The following is a 14,716-nucleotide window of genomic DNA, read 5'->3' on the forward strand; positions in this document are numbered from 1 at the left end:
AGTTATTTTATAAACATAAAAAAGGATTATGTCAAAATGAAATTTTCATATTTTGACACAATCCTTTTTATAAATTATTTTTTGAATTTTTCAATAGTAGTATTTGTAATTTTATTTAAATTTTTATAAATTTCATTTGCTACATTTTTCGTTTTATTTATATAATTATTTAAGTTATATCCTTCTTTACTTAACATATTTTGTGCATTTTTATCTACTATAAATACACATATTGCAATATTAAAAGACATCATCATTATAAATATAATTCTAATTAAAAATTTAAACTTTTTTTTCTTTATTTTTATTTCTTTATTTTTATCTAATCTGCTCATAATAGACTCCTATATTTAGCCTATTGATTTTGTTTAAAGTACTCATCTAAAACACTAGCAATATATTTTGCAGTTGCTCTTGATTCTTGAATACTAGTTGAATTACTTCCTACTTCTATTAACATGTGATTTTTTGCTACAAACTGATTATATTTACCATATTTTTTTTCTACTAAAGGCAATGCAATCCCAGGATACTTTTTATTTGCCAAATCTGTTATATTTTGAGCTTGTGTCTTTATTTGACTTGCATTAGTGTTTCTAGCTCCTATTACGAATAAGAATTTAGCAACTCTTTCTCCATTTATAGTTGTTGTATATTCATCATGATATGATTTTTTCATAGAAGAATCAGCTAAATCTCTACCATCTCTATGTAAATCAATTGCTATGTCTATACTATTATATTTAGGTATTATCTCTTGTATTGTTTTTAAACTGCTTTGATAAGAACTATTATAAGATGGATAGTCATGATATTTAGTACTATGTACTACTCCCCACCCTTTTTTGCTTAATTCAGTAGTCAATAAATTTCCAACTGACATTACAGAATTAGTTTTATCTTTTGAATGATAATTTCCCTCAGGTGAGTTTGAGTATGTCTCACATCCATGTGTGTGATATATTAATATCCTTGGCTTTTTATTTGTTACTAATAAATCATCTTTATATTGTGAATCAGTTATCTGTTGCTCTTCATTAGGTGAATTTGAGTTTATTTTCGGTATATTTTCTTCCCCTACATAAACTTTTATATAATCTTTTTTATTTTCTTTTTTATTTATACTACTATTATTTTCCTTTTTGTTATTATTTTGACTTATATCTTCACTCTCTTTTTTACTACTTTCTGGATATGAAGAATTTATTAAAAATCTCATAAATTCTTCTTTATTTATAGAATAAGATATACTAGGTAAAATACAAATCAACACACAGGCTGTAGTTATAGCCTTTATGCGCTTTTTAAACATTATTTCTCCTCCTTATTTGGTGATCCTACCTGGATGAAGCGACCTATTTAATCCTTCACTTATTATTATTGATAGATTTTCAATAGTTTCATCTATATCTTTAGGTGTTACTATTAAATTTTTATCATACGGATCTAGAGAATCCTTTATAAGTTGGTATTTTTCTTCTTCTTTTAATTTTTTTAACATATTATAAAAATTTTCTGATTCCTCTGATTGAGAAATCAAATTATCAATAGCTAAATCTAATACATCATTAGTTAAAGTTGCTGCATCTACCACTGTAGGTACTCCAATAGCTATTACATCTACACCCAGATAATCTTTGTTTAATGCCTTTCTCTTATTACCTACTCCACCTCCTGGAGCTATTCCCGCTGTTGAAACTTGAATTGTTGAATTAACCCTTTCCATCTTTCTTGATGCTAATGCATCTATCGCTATTACTCTATCTGGCTTTATTTTATCTACTATAGATTTTACGATTTCGCTAGTTTCTATTCCTGTAAGCCCCATAACACCAGGGCTTAAACCTGATACTTCTGTAAAATCATCATCATAATCCTTATTATAATTTTTGAAAATATGTCTAGTCACTAAAGTTTTAGATACACTTTTAGGACCTAATGCATCTGATGTTATGTTCCAATTTCCAAGACCTATTACTAAAGTTTTTTTAGTCTTATCACTTCCTAAAATATCTACTAATTCATCTTTTAAATATGTGATTATTTCTTCTCTTGATTCATCATCATCAAACTTCATTAAATTACTTTCTAAAGTTACATATTTACCAATCCCCTTATTCATTATTTTAGAGCCTTGCTCATCTATAATTTCAACTTTTGTTACTGTGCATTTATCTAGTTCTTTCGTTTCAATTTCTACTCCAGGTATTTCACCACTATTTTGATCTTCTTGATACATTTCTCTAGCTTCTAGAGCCAAATCTGTTCTTATATTAATCATCATAACCTCCAAGTATAAATTAAATGATATATATAAGTGTTAACAATTTTTAGTATTTTATAACAAAAAAATATATTTTTACAAATCTTTGAATATTTTATTTGTATGTTGTAAATTATTTTTATATAGGTTATAATCTAAAAAGTCAAAAGTAATAGATATTCAAAAAATAATAGATATTATATAAGGTTATAAATAATTATCCTTGATTTTTAGATTTATTTCTGTTAAAATCTAATATGTTGACGATGAATATACTAATTAAATACACGAGGGGGTGAACTAAGATGGCAAACATAAAATCAGCTAAAAAGAGAATAAAAGTTATCGATAAGAAAACTGCTTTAAATAGAGCAAGAAAATCTCAAATAAAAACTGCTATAAGAAGATTCGAAGAGGCAGTAGTTGCAGGAAACAGAGAAGAAGCTGTTGCAAGATTTGAATATGCTCAAAAGAGAATATCTCAAGTAGCTTCTAAAGGGACTATACACAAGAACGCTGCAGCTAGAAAAGTAGCTAAATTAGCTCAAAAATTAAACGGTATGAACGCTTAATACTCGTTTATATTTCTGGATAGATACTAGCCCTTGATTTTTTTCAAGGGTTTTTTATTTTCTATTAAAAAACCACCTCAAAACATTTAGTTTTTGAAGTGGTTTTTTAATATTTTTTTCTTTTATACAATTTTTCTTTGACAATATCTACTTATTAACATTTCTAAAGCTAAAGTATCCCTTACTAATCCATTTTTTATCTTATAATCACTTTCTAATATATAATTCAACATATCTATAATAATATCATTATTAAAGTTATTCGCTTGCTTCAGCGCTTTTCCAACTACAAATGGATGAACTTTTATTTTTTCAGATATTATTTTGTTTGAATATCCCTCCGTTTGTAATTCTCTAACTTGAATAACAACCTTAAACTGCTTAGCTATCATAGCAAATATTCCAAGAACAGATTCTCCTTCTTGTATCATATCATTTAAAATTTTCATAGCACTAGAGGAATTCTTTTCTCCTATATAGTCTATTAACTTAAAAATATCATTTTCAACTTTCTTTTGTGAAAGTTTTTCTATCACTTGATTTGTAACTTTTTGTTCTTTACCTACAAATGAACTTATTTTGTTTATTTCATTTTGTAAATCAGATAAAGTCTTTTCACTACTTTTATCTCTATATCCTTCTAAATCTATAAAATGCATTACTTGTGCGTTATCTATTACAACTTCACTGTCTTGAAACCTTTTCTTTACCCATTTAAATAAATCCATATCCGAAAGCTTATCACAATTAAAGACTAATCCATTTTTATCAATTTTTTTTACTAAAGATTTTCTTTTATCTATATCTCCATATACTACGAAAACTAAAACCGTTGTATCTGGGATATTATTCAAATGTTCTATTAAATATTTTTCTTCTGCATCATTAAAATTTTTCTTCTTTCCTTTTAATAGTTCAAAATCTTTTATTATTACTATTTTTTTATCATCCATAAAAGGAAGTGTCTCTATTGAACTTATAACTTGGTCTAGTGTGATTTCTTTACCATCTATTACATCTAAGTTAAAATCAATCATAGACTCATTTAAGCTATTCTTAAGTACCTTTACTGCATTTTCTATAAGATAATATTCTCTACCATAAAAAAGGTACATATTTTCAAATTTTCTATCTTTAATATTGTTTATAATATCCCTGTAGTTCATTCGTTTGCTCCTTCATAACCTTCAATTCTTTATAAATCATATATGAAAATACAATACCATAATAAATTATAACATATTGTATTTTAGGATTTTCTACTTCAACATAAGTAAAATCCAATCTACTAAGTATATTTAATAAAAAGTAGATAGAATCCATTATTATTATATTAAAATAAGCCACTACTTTTGCTACCCATACATTTATATTAAATAAAATTATACTTATAATACTTAAATACATTATAACACCTATAAATGGAACTATTATTAAATTACCTAAAATAGAATTTATAGTTACTAACTTAAAATTATAATATATTATTGGTAATGTTAGTATATTCGCACATAATGTAATTGATATAATTTCTATTTTTAAAATATTATTTATATAGCCATAGAAATATATTATAGACAATGTAGCTAAAAAAGACAATTGAAAACTTATATTATGTATAATATATGGATTATTTATTATAAAAAATATTCCAATTAGAGATAAAGTTGATATTCCATCCTTTTTTTTATCATAAAATATAGACAAATATAAAGCTATAATAAATAATATAGATCTTACTATAGATGGTGATACTCCGACCATAATACAATATAAAGATAATATTACTGATAGTATTATTAATTTATAAAATTTATTTATACTTCTTATAATTAATATAACTAGTGTGCAAAGTATTCCTATATGGAGTCCTGATATGGCTATTATATGACTGGTTCCCGTTTTACTAAATATTTCTTTATCTTCCTGTGTTAAATTTTCTTTAGCTCCTAATAATACTGAATTTAAAAAATCCGAATTTTTTTTGTACAAATATCTAAAATTTTTTATAAGTTTAGATTTTAATTTTCCTAGATTTGTATATAAAAAACTTTCACCGATTACTTCATATTTATTTATATATATAAGGCCTTTATATCCACAACTCTTTATATATTTACCGTAATCAAAATCTTTAAATTTCATATCTTCTAAATTTTTTAACTTACCTATTACTCTTACTCTTTTTCCTATTGCTATTTTTTTATTTTTACTATAATCATTAACTAAGAACTTACTCACTTTATATTGATGATATTTTTCTTTTTCTATTTTATCCATTACTATACCTTCTATGGTTATAGTTTTATCAGTGTATCTATTGTTTAGAGGCTCTTGATTAGTCTTTATAAATGCTACAAATAATATAAGAACAAATATTATTAGTAATGGTCTTCTCATCTTTCCTCCTAAAAATCTTTTTTCTATTATTATATTCTTATTTTTGAATATTTAATCAAAAGCACTTGATATCAAAATACTTTCCTTGTTATACAGTCAAATACTTACGAAAACATATTTTTTAATCACTTATTTAATAATATAAAAAAGGAGTCATATAAAAATAATTAAAAACCTTTTATATGACTCTTTTACTTATTTTATTATTTCATTTTATCCCATCTATTTATAAACGTACTCATCATAAAAGCTATTATGATTCCTAGATATCCATACGTAGAAATAAATTTCAATACTTTATTTTCCATATTTTGAACTTCATTCTCATACTCTACTTCCTCAACAACTTCTACTTTTATTTCCTTAGTTGACGATTGACCATAACTATCAGTCACTTCATAACAAACGTTATAAGTTCCTAATTTTTTAGTATTTACTGTATTTTTAGTAACAACAATCTTTTTAGTTAAATCATTTCCTTCTTTATCTTGAGCTGTTACACCTTTTAATAAACTAAATTCTTTATTTAATAAAATAGTTTGATCTTTAGCATTAATAACAGGTTTATTTATTATATTTTCAACTACTGAATTAGTTACATTTAATACTAGATTAGTTATAGTTAATTTATCATTTTCTAAATACGAACTTGTATCTTTATTTTTGTTAAACAATAATGTAAATCTAGGATCATCTTCTTTAGTTAATCCTTTAGCTACATTAACATTAGATTTTGCAAGGCTTGTTATAATCTTTGTAGTTTCATAAGAATTAAATATATCTTCAGAGTTATAAATATTATTATCTTCATTTAAATCAATTTCATTTTTAGACGTTTTAACTTTCATAGTTTTTAAATTAATACTATCTCCAGATGTTAAATAATTCAACTTTATATTTGTTGCTTCAAATTCACTCTTATCTTCTTTATTAAAATTCGCATAAGATGTATCTATAATAAAAACTCCATTATTACCTATTACATAACCTTCATTATTTTTTATCATTATAGCTGATTGCTCATTTATTCCTATACCACATTTCTTGTTATTATTCTTTAAAGTAGATATAACTCTTCCTAATCTTCCTCTATTATCAAAATCCGAATCCACTATAATATCATTTGATAAATTTCCAAATCCATCTACTATTAAACCATTATTAAGAAATTCTTGATTTCCAAATTTACTATCTTTTAAATATTCATAACTATTTCCTTTTCCTATCATAATTTCTGACTGAATATTACTTCCTAGACCTACTCCTAAAATTAATCCACTGCTTGACTTTAATTGTTTTATAGCAGTTATATTGTTTTTATTTTGTAAAAACATATTATTATATCCTTGAATATTTCCATCTAATAAAATTAGTGAATCACATTTATTTAATATATATTCAAACTTTTCATTAGATAAGTCTTGTAATCCATTAATAAATACAGGCTCAAATCCATTTAAAGCATATTTACTTATATATTCCGACTTATTATCTATATCTTCATCAAGAAAAGCTATTATACCTATTTTAGGCGTTTTTCCTCCTGATGATATTCTCAACTCTTTATTTATAGTATCATTTTGTAATATACTTTTATCTTCACTTTCACCATTTCCTCCAGCTAATATAAATTTATCATCTTTCATAATTTTATTTCCACTAGAATCACATACATCATCTTTATAATATGGTTTTATATAATCACCTTGTTTAAATTGATATTTTAAATTAAATTCTATATAATTTTCTTCTTCATTCCAATTTATACTTTCATCTTTTAAATTTATTGTTTTTTGTAATTCGTTACCATTGTATATTTCAAGCTTATAAAGAATTTCTGATGCCTTAGTAGCTTTATTAGTATAATTACTCATAATTTCATTGAATCTAATTCTGACCTTACTAGATTCATTCTCAGGAACATATATTTTTCCTAGAGGATTAATTTCATCTTCTTTTGCATTTTGTGAATTTAAATCACTCGCTATATTTTCATCCACATCAGTTACTATACTTTTATACTTTATACTTATATTTTCTCCAGCTTTTACGTTTAAAGGCTTCTTTAAAATTACTTTTGCAATTTTATTATCTATCCACTGTACTGTGTTTTCTTTATCTTCAAAATCAATTTTTTTATTCCCTAAATAAAATTCATCAATAAAATCATTTGCATCAGATAAATTTGTAGTATCTCTGCTAAGATTTTCATCAAATGATATAATTAATGACTTTAACATACCTGACTCTAATTCTACTAATTTAGATTTAGGTCCCTTAGTATCTTTAATACAAACATAACAACTGCCATAAGAAGTTATTTCATACCCACGCGTTATTACATATCCTATTTTTACCTTGCCAGGATTTTGCGGTGTTATCTCTCCACTATTTTTATTTATAGTAGCTATATCCGTATCATAACTAATCCAATGAATTTGTTCATTTTCTTTCAATTCATTATAGCCATCTAGCTTATATGTTCTTCCTATTAATAACACTTCTTCTAAACCTGATAAATTATTTCTTTTATCTGATTTTATAGAATCCATAGCTAGAGTAAATATTTCACTATATATATTAAAACTACTTACATTTTCTTCCTTAATTTTTATAAGCGTTACAACAGCCTCTTTTTCTTCTTTGCTTAAATTTTCAAATCCCATTACATTTATCTTATTATATACTTTTATAATTTCATCTAATGAAAGTTCTTTACAATTATTTTTTGTATATACAAAATTCATTATCATACTTAATTTCGAAGTGAATATATATGAATCTTTAAAATTATTTTTTTCTTTAATTTCAAATAATTCTTTAGATATATCATCTAGATTCATATCATCTTTAATTTTATCCCATCCAGGTTTTTTAAATTTATCTAAAATTTCTTTTACTTTTTCCTTATTCTCAGCTAAATTCAATTGATTCATGACGTCTATAATTTCACTATTTTCACTTTCCTCAATTGATTTATTAGCCTCAGAAATTCCTAATATTCCACTTTCACCTATAGATGCCACATAAATATGATTATCATCTTTTGATGAATCTGATTTTTCCCCATCTAAAATATCTACTTGATTCTCACTAAAAGATGTTACTATATCTTCAGTATCTTCTAGGGTAATAATTTTCACTTTACTTTCATTTTCTTTATTAAGATTTAATATATCTTCATAAGTTAAACTTTTCAATTTATCCTTTATTGTAAACATATTATACTTTGAATAAAATAATATATATTTTGTTATATTTTCTACTTTATCTGGTTTTGAAAATTCTATTGATTCTTCACTTTGTATAGGATTATCTTTTAATATTTTTATATTCTTAGGAGAATATTCATTATCCTCATTAACTAATTCATTTTCCGTTTCTTGAGCCATTGTATACATTTGTTTTATCATACTTGTTGATGATGATAAAAATAATCCTAACACCACAAGAATGGACATTGTTTTTTTAATTTTCATCTTTTCCCTCTTTTTATCTTTTTCTACCTCTTTTTATATTATATATACGTATCTTACTTAATTATATTAAATTTTACATTTTTTTTAAATAGATTTATTATAATACTCTAATTCATAATGCTTATTAAGCAAAAAAACTGTATCAAAATAAAAAATTTTGATACAGTTTTTATACATATTCATTTATATAATTATCTTTTTTAGTGAAAATAGCACTAAATACTTTAATTATATTATCATTTATGTTATTTTCATTTATATTATTTAAAATGCAAGCTTCTTCAATATTTATATAAGAAAAAGCTAATTGCGTTATAATATTTATATCAAATGATATATCATGATTAGATTTTACTTTTTTGGCACTAACTAAACCATTTTTAATCATAATTTCAAATACCCCATTATTTTCTTCTATAAAATCGTCTTTTATAAGAACGTTAACTGAATTATTTACTTTTGTGTCAATAATTAATGTGTTTATATATTCCTTGAAATTTATTATTCTTCCCATCATAAATGGTTTTAATCTAATTTTGCATGTCTTAGGATTATCTAAAACAAATCTTATTTTATCATTTATTGGTGCAGTTATAATTACTTTCCTACATTGAGTATTATGATTATATATAAACTTTAACATAGATTTTAATGAATCTATATTTTTGTAAAAAATTTCTCTTACAAACATTTTGTCATCTTGTAAAAAATAAATTATATATCCTTCACTTTCATGTATATATATATGTCCTTCCTCACTCTTTATTTCTTCAAATAAATTTCTATAATACTTCTCATCTCTTGCTATATTTCCATTAACATCTTTTAAAAAAGACTCTTGTATGTCAATTAAATTATATACATTAGAATCATCTACTTTTTTTATTTTCCCAATAATCTTAAATTTTTTCAAATCATCTATGTTAATTTCATATTCTAATTGATCATAACAATGCTCATATCCATATTTTCTATATAATCTATAGTCTATTGGCATAAGAATTGATACAAGTTGTCCTCTATTATATAGTTCTCTTAACGTAAAATCCATAATATTTTTCATGTATCCCATTCCTCTAACTTGAGGAAATGTAGATACTCCCACTACATATGAAGTATCATATACTTTATTATTTAATCTTATTTTGTATTGGTTTAATTGTAATGATGAAACTATATCATCTTGATCATTTACAACAACAGTATTACCTCTACTATATTTATTCTTAAAATAATATTCCATAAATTTAGGTCCATCATTAAAGCAATAATTCCAAATTTCTTTTATGCTACTTTTCTCATTTTCTCTAGCATATCTTATGTTCATACTATACCTCCCTAATAGTATATTTTTCAACAAATTTACATGGATGATAAGAAAGTTTTGCTTTTCTAAGACCTTCTATCCCTAAATCTTCTTCTCTATTAACAAAATCAACATCACTAAATTCATTTTGTAAGAACTGTTGATTTATAAAAGGATATAATCCTCTTATATCTGGATTTGCCTTTTCTATATGAATTAATGCCATATTTTTATTTAAGTATTCTCCTATAGTAAATGCTTCTAACTTTTCATCAATATATATTCCAGCTATTTTTATTTTATCTTTTAATTCATCATAATCATTAAATATTTTATTTATAGCTAAAAACTCATCATCCATTCCTTCGTTGAAATCATTTTGTTCTTCTTTGTTATTTGTCCAATCTTTAACAATTTCTAAACACTCATCAAAATTCTCCTTATTCAATAAAGTGTATTTGTATCTTCCTTCATACTCTTTTAAAAACGAATTTATGTGATTTCTCTTTTTTTGATTCTTTCTCCCAGCTAAAGTTCTCAGACCCTCAGCTTCATATATATAATCAAATAAATCTCTCTCCTGTATATATTCAAACCTACTTGGATATTTTTCTTTAAGTATATCTACAACCTCTTTAGTAATACCTCTAAAGTAAACTTTTTTATTTTTATTTTCAAAACAATTTAATACAAAATCAATAACTTCATCTAATTTGTCCTTATAAGCTAATGGTAAAATAGAAAAACTATCTCCTTCATATTCTCCCACTATAATTGCAAAATCATCTCCTATATAATATCCCGTTTTATAAGCATGTTGCCACATATATAATGTAGTAAAACAATACTCACAAGCCTCATAATCTACCATATCAAAGTAAGCATCTAATTTTTTTTTTGCATTTATATCTATATTTTTAAATAACATAAAATCCTCCTGTTGCTTTTGCTATATTTAATACTTTATTATAAATATTAATTTATTATTTCTCAATCAATAACGCTTATTCATAAACTTCTATCTCATTTTATTATCAAAGTAAAATTTTAACTGAATTAAATAAAATTTTATGGTTAAAATATAAGTCATATCTCTTTTATATTACCCATCTTATATTTTATATAAACATGAAAAGAATGGAGTGGTTTTTAGATTGAAGTTTTACAAGTATTTACCAATAATTATTATAATATCACTTTTGATAGGTTGTGACAAAGACAAACTTCTATCTATTCATATAATTGATGTAGGTCAAGGCGATAGTATTTTGATTCAAACCCCAGGTGATAAAAATATTTTGGTCGATGCAGGAGACGAAAATAGCGAACGTGTTGTTAAAAGTTATTTAAAAAGAAATAAAGTCAAATCATTAGATGTAGTAATTGCAACTCATCCAGATAGTGATCACATAGGAAGTCTTGACAATGTAGTTAATGATTTTAACATAAAAAACATTTATATGCCTGAACAATCTACAAACAGCGAGTCATTTAAAAATCTTATATCATCTTGCAATGATAAAAAGTTAAAAATAAACTATTTATATAAAGGTGATAGTATTTCAATTGAAAATAACCTAAATTTACTTGTTTTAAATCCCTCTTTCATCCAAAATGACAACAACTTAAATTCCATAGTTTTTAATTTGACATTTAAAAATAAGTCTTTTTTATTTACTGGAGATGCTGAATATGAAAATGAATTAGACATTATAAATTCTTTTGACATTGAAAATATTGATTTTTTAAAAGTAGGACATCATGGAAGTAATTCTTCTACTAGCTTAGATTTTATAAAGTCAACAACTCCAGATATTGCAGTTATATCTTGTGGATATAAAAATCAATATGGTCATCCTCATAAAAAAACCTTAGACACACTAAAAAATAATAATGTTTTAACTTATAGAACTGATATAAACGGCGATATGATTTTTTATAGCGATGGCCAAATAATATTTTCAAAAAAAAATTACAAACTCATTTCTTAACAGTCAAAATAGCTGTCTTAAAATCAAATCTTAAGACAGCTATTTTTAATTTATTTATTTAATAAATCATTTATAACTACTGACGCTATTATTAAGCCTCCTACAGATGGTACAAATGATATACTTCCTGCAGTTAATTTTTTACCATTCATGATTTTTTTGCTTAATTCTACAGGTTGTTCTGTAGAATAAACTACTTTTAATTTTTTTATCCTTCTATCTCTTAATTCTTTCCTAATAACCTTAGCCAAAGGACAAGTATGTGTTTTATGTATATCTGTGACTTCAATTTTAGTAGGATCTAATTTGTTACCCATCCCCATAGAACTTATTATATTTAAATTTTTAGCTTTACAAGTTTCTATTAAGTGAATTTTAGAAGATACCATATCTATAGCATCTACAACATAGTCATACTCTTGTGATAGCATTTTATTGCTTGTTTCTTCATTGTAAATATCTCTGATTGCTTCAATTTTTATATCAGGATTAATATCTAAAATTCTTTCTTTCATAACTTCTACTTTAAATTTTCCTACTGTTGAGTGAAGTGCTGGAAGTTGTCTATTTATATTTGTTATATCTACATCATCAAAATCTACTATAGTTATTTTACCTACTCCTGCTCTAGCTATAGCTTCAGCTACAAAACTTCCTACCCCTCCTACTCCAAAAATTATTACATTTGATTTCTGTAACTTTTCTATTCCTTCATCTCCTATTATTAAACTCGTTCTTGTTTTAAAATTCTTTTCCATCTTCACCGTACTCCTTAAGTCATTTATTTAAAACTAACAGAATATATTTTTATATAAAAACCTAAATTTTTTAAGGAGGTTTTGTTTTGAAAAATATAATAACTCTGTTAAAATTTTTTATTATAATAAGCATATTAATTTTTGTTAACTTACTATTTTATAAACCAAATAGTGTTAATCTATTTTTTACATCTTATGCTAAAACTTGTAAACTTAATGATAATTATAATTTAATTTTATCTATTTTAAAAGATTCTAATAAAATTAATCTTCTACCTTATGCAGATTATATAGAATTAAATAAGATTACTTCAATACCAAATGATACTGAAGGTAAAATTGCTTTTACCTTATCTTTACCTCAACAACTTTCTTTTATAGTCATTTATGAAAAAATAGATGAAAATAATTATAAATTTGAAGCTTCTATTGATAACTTAGCTTCTATTAACAATTTTTATTTCTATAAAAACTTTTTAGTCATTGAGCAAAGTGAATCCAAATGTTCTAAACAAAGAGATTTTTTTCAAGTATTTCTTAAAAAAAATAACAACTACATATCTGTATTTAATAAAAATATATACAATGAAAAAATTATAAATCAACACGCTTCTCAAGATTTGATTAAAGAAATTGAAACTTGTTCAATAGATTTTTTAGATGGAGACTCTCCTCGAATCCTATGCATTTATACTTTAACTAAATATAAAAGTTTTTATACATTAAGCCAAGAACAAGAATTTAGAGAAATAAAAAAAACTACTAACAAAGTAGTTTATGAATGGGATTTTAATAATCAAAGTTTTAAAATAAATTAAACAATTGGCGGGAATGTGTGGGAATCGAACCCACCCAAGAAGCTCCTAACCCCTCATACTAGTTTTGAAGACTAGAGGACACACCAGCACCCATCCACCCCCAAAGCTTTAATTATATTATCATTTTCATGATAACATCTTTTTTAAATTTTTTCAATAATTTTAAATACTATCAATTTACAATTCTAACTATTTCTCATCAAAATTAACTTTTAAATAAAGTAAAAACAGTGTATTTATATAATGCTCTAGTAAATACACTGTTTCTTTTAAATTTTTATCCTAATATTTGGATTTCTATAGTTTGTCTTCCCCAACTATTAACAGAAGACTCATCACCCATATATATATCTATTTTATTTCCTTTTATAGCACCTCCGCAATCTTCTGCTATAAAGGTTTTATTAAGGCTAGGTATATATACTTTAGATCCATAAGGTATTACACTAGGGTCAACTGCTATTGTGCCCCATTTTGGAATAGTACCTGTTGATGTCACTGAGTGCCCTGTATATGCTGTAGCAACTACACTAATTGTTTTATCCGTTCTTGGTGTAGATTTTACACTAGCTGTAGTAATAGTTCTTGTATTTTCTCCTCTTGAAGATGCAACTTGAACTTCTTCCTTAGTACCTTTTTTTACTATTTTATTTGAAGGTTTAATAGAAACTAATTCTTCTACAAATTTTTTCTCAACTTTTTTCCCATTATGATATATAACTTTATATACTAATTCATTTTTACCCATTCTTCCTTCATTTTGTACACTTGTTTTTCCTTTATCTAAATCACTATCTTCTACAATATCTACTTCAAAAGGTACTTCTTTACTTTCTTTTATAGTTTTTTCTTCTACATCAATGACTTCTACCTTTATTCCGTTCGATAGTTTAGTATCTAGTTTTAGATTAACTATGTCATTTTCATCATATTTTACCTTTTCTTCTTCTAGAAGTTCTCCAACATTTGTTTTAAATGTAGATAATATTTGTTTTTTCCCATCTACAACTAATACCACTTCTTTATTCATCTTTGAATACCCCGTTGTTAAAATCCCTACTGACAATATACCGGCCAAGGCCGAGAGTTTAATTTTTTTAGATTTGCTTAAATTCATATTTTTTCCTCC

Annotated in this window: 13 protein-coding genes and 1 tRNA gene; 3 read left to right on the forward strand and 11 right to left on the reverse strand. The window is 24.5% G+C overall.

The window, feature by feature from the left end:
• Positions 1-74 precede the first annotated feature (74 nt).
• Genes CHF27_RS05215 through gpr form a run of 3 tightly spaced genes read right to left on the reverse strand, consistent with a single transcriptional unit; the run spans position 75 to position 2,281 of the window.
• The gene (locus CHF27_RS05215; protein WP_095405755.1) at positions 75-335 is read right to left on the reverse strand and encodes a hypothetical protein; all 261 of its coding nucleotides are present in this window, start codon (positions 333-335) and stop codon (positions 75-77) included.
• Positions 336-355: 20 nt separating this feature from the next.
• Positions 356-1,312, reverse strand: a complete 957-nt coding sequence (gene spoIIP, locus CHF27_RS05220; RefSeq protein ID WP_095405754.1) for a stage II sporulation protein P — start codon at positions 1,310-1,312, stop codon at positions 356-358.
• Positions 1,313-1,324: 12 nt separating this feature from the next.
• Complete coding sequence (gene gpr / locus CHF27_RS05225) at positions 1,325-2,281, reverse strand: GPR endopeptidase (protein ID WP_095405753.1); 957 nt, start codon at positions 2,279-2,281, stop codon at positions 1,325-1,327.
• A gap of 287 nt (positions 2,282-2,568) precedes the next feature.
• On the opposite strand from gpr, the gene rpsT reads away from it, so the two are divergent.
• Positions 2,569-2,835 carry a 30S ribosomal protein S20 gene (rpsT, locus tag CHF27_RS05230; protein WP_095405752.1) on the forward strand — a complete coding sequence of 89 codons (267 nt, stop codon included), beginning with the start codon at positions 2,569-2,571 and terminating at the stop codon, positions 2,833-2,835.
• 122 nt (positions 2,836-2,957) lie between these two features.
• On the opposite strand, the gene holA is transcribed toward rpsT, so the two are convergent.
• The 5 genes from holA to CHF27_RS05255 form a co-directional block, all read right to left on the reverse strand.
• The gene (gene holA, locus CHF27_RS05235) at positions 2,958-4,001 is read right to left on the reverse strand and encodes a DNA polymerase III subunit delta (protein WP_095405751.1); all 1,044 of its coding nucleotides are present in this window, start codon (positions 3,999-4,001) and stop codon (positions 2,958-2,960) included.
• On the reverse strand, positions 3,970-5,235 hold the full coding sequence (locus CHF27_RS05240) for a ComEC/Rec2 family competence protein (RefSeq protein WP_095405750.1): 1,266 nt from the start codon (positions 5,233-5,235) through the stop codon (positions 3,970-3,972). Before CHF27_RS05240 ends, holA begins: the two co-directional genes overlap by 32 nt.
• Before the next feature lie 203 nt (positions 5,236-5,438).
• Positions 5,439-8,714, reverse strand: a complete 3,276-nt coding sequence (locus CHF27_RS14365) for an immunoglobulin-like domain-containing protein (protein ID WP_199533615.1) — start codon at positions 8,712-8,714, stop codon at positions 5,439-5,441.
• Positions 8,715-8,883: 169 nt separating this feature from the next.
• On the reverse strand, positions 8,884-10,041 hold the full coding sequence (locus tag CHF27_RS05250) for a GNAT family N-acetyltransferase (protein ID WP_095405749.1): 1,158 nt from the start codon (positions 10,039-10,041) through the stop codon (positions 8,884-8,886).
• A 1-nt stretch (position 10,042) separates the two neighbouring features.
• On the reverse strand, positions 10,043-10,948 hold the full coding sequence (locus CHF27_RS05255; protein WP_095405748.1) for a DUF2156 domain-containing protein: 906 nt from the start codon (positions 10,946-10,948) through the stop codon (positions 10,043-10,045).
• Between the two features lie 226 nt (positions 10,949-11,174).
• On the opposite strand from CHF27_RS05255, the gene CHF27_RS05260 reads away from it, so the two are divergent.
• Positions 11,175-12,011 (forward strand): ComEC/Rec2 family competence protein, encoded by an 837-nt coding sequence (locus tag CHF27_RS05260; RefSeq protein ID WP_095405747.1) that lies wholly within the window; start codon positions 11,175-11,177, stop codon positions 12,009-12,011.
• A gap of 50 nt (positions 12,012-12,061) precedes the next feature.
• On the opposite strand, the gene CHF27_RS05265 is transcribed toward CHF27_RS05260, so the two are convergent.
• Positions 12,062-12,769, reverse strand: a complete 708-nt coding sequence (locus CHF27_RS05265; RefSeq protein ID WP_095405746.1) for a tRNA threonylcarbamoyladenosine dehydratase — start codon at positions 12,767-12,769, stop codon at positions 12,062-12,064.
• A gap of 86 nt (positions 12,770-12,855) precedes the next feature.
• Between CHF27_RS05265 and CHF27_RS05270 the strand changes: the two genes are divergently transcribed.
• Positions 12,856-13,587 (forward strand): hypothetical protein, encoded by a 732-nt coding sequence (locus CHF27_RS05270; RefSeq protein WP_095405745.1) that lies wholly within the window; start codon positions 12,856-12,858, stop codon positions 13,585-13,587.
• A gap of 5 nt (positions 13,588-13,592) precedes the next feature.
• Here the strand turns inward: CHF27_RS05270 and CHF27_RS14175 are convergent.
• Together CHF27_RS14175 and CHF27_RS05275 are read right to left on the reverse strand one after the other, a co-directional pair.
• Positions 13,593-13,689, reverse strand: a tRNA-Sec gene (locus CHF27_RS14175).
• 175 nt (positions 13,690-13,864) lie between these two features.
• Positions 13,865-14,704 carry a 3D domain-containing protein gene (locus CHF27_RS05275; RefSeq protein WP_095405744.1) on the reverse strand — a complete coding sequence of 280 codons (840 nt, stop codon included), beginning with the start codon at positions 14,702-14,704 and terminating at the stop codon, positions 13,865-13,867.
• Between the last annotated feature and the right edge of the window lie 12 nt (positions 14,705-14,716).

The sequence above is a fragment of the Romboutsia maritimum genome (assembly GCF_002251085.2).
In the GTDB taxonomy this organism is placed as follows: Bacteria; Bacillota; Clostridia; order Peptostreptococcales; family Peptostreptococcaceae; genus Romboutsia_B; species Romboutsia_B maritimum.

Coding starts and splice junctions, on each gene's coding strand:
- CHF27_RS05240 (WP_095405750.1), bottom strand. CDS start 5,235: ATGAGAAGACCATTACTAATAATATTTGTTCTTATATTATTTGTAGCA.
- spoIIP (WP_095405754.1), bottom strand. CDS start 1,312: ATGTTTAAAAAGCGCATAAAGGCTATAACTACAGCCTGTGTGTTGATT.
- CHF27_RS05275 (WP_095405744.1), bottom strand. CDS start 14,704: ATGAATTTAAGCAAATCTAAAAAAATTAAACTCTCGGCCTTGGCCGGT.
- CHF27_RS05265 (WP_095405746.1), bottom strand. CDS start 12,769: ATGGAAAAGAATTTTAAAACAAGAACGAGTTTAATAATAGGAGATGAA.
- holA (WP_095405751.1), bottom strand. CDS start 4,001: ATGAACTACAGGGATATTATAAACAATATTAAAGATAGAAAATTTGAA.
- CHF27_RS14365 (WP_199533615.1), bottom strand. CDS start 8,714: ATGAAAATTAAAAAAACAATGTCCATTCTTGTGGTGTTAGGATTATTT.
- rpsT (WP_095405752.1), top strand. CDS start 2,569: ATGGCAAACATAAAATCAGCTAAAAAGAGAATAAAAGTTATCGATAAG.
- gpr (WP_095405753.1), bottom strand. CDS start 2,281: ATGATTAATATAAGAACAGATTTGGCTCTAGAAGCTAGAGAAATGTAT.
- CHF27_RS05250 (WP_095405749.1), bottom strand. CDS start 10,041: ATGAACATAAGATATGCTAGAGAAAATGAGAAAAGTAGCATAAAAGAA.
- CHF27_RS05255 (WP_095405748.1), bottom strand. CDS start 10,948: ATGTTATTTAAAAATATAGATATAAATGCAAAAAAAAAATTAGATGCT.
- CHF27_RS05215 (WP_095405755.1), bottom strand. CDS start 335: ATGAGCAGATTAGATAAAAATAAAGAAATAAAAATAAAGAAAAAAAAG.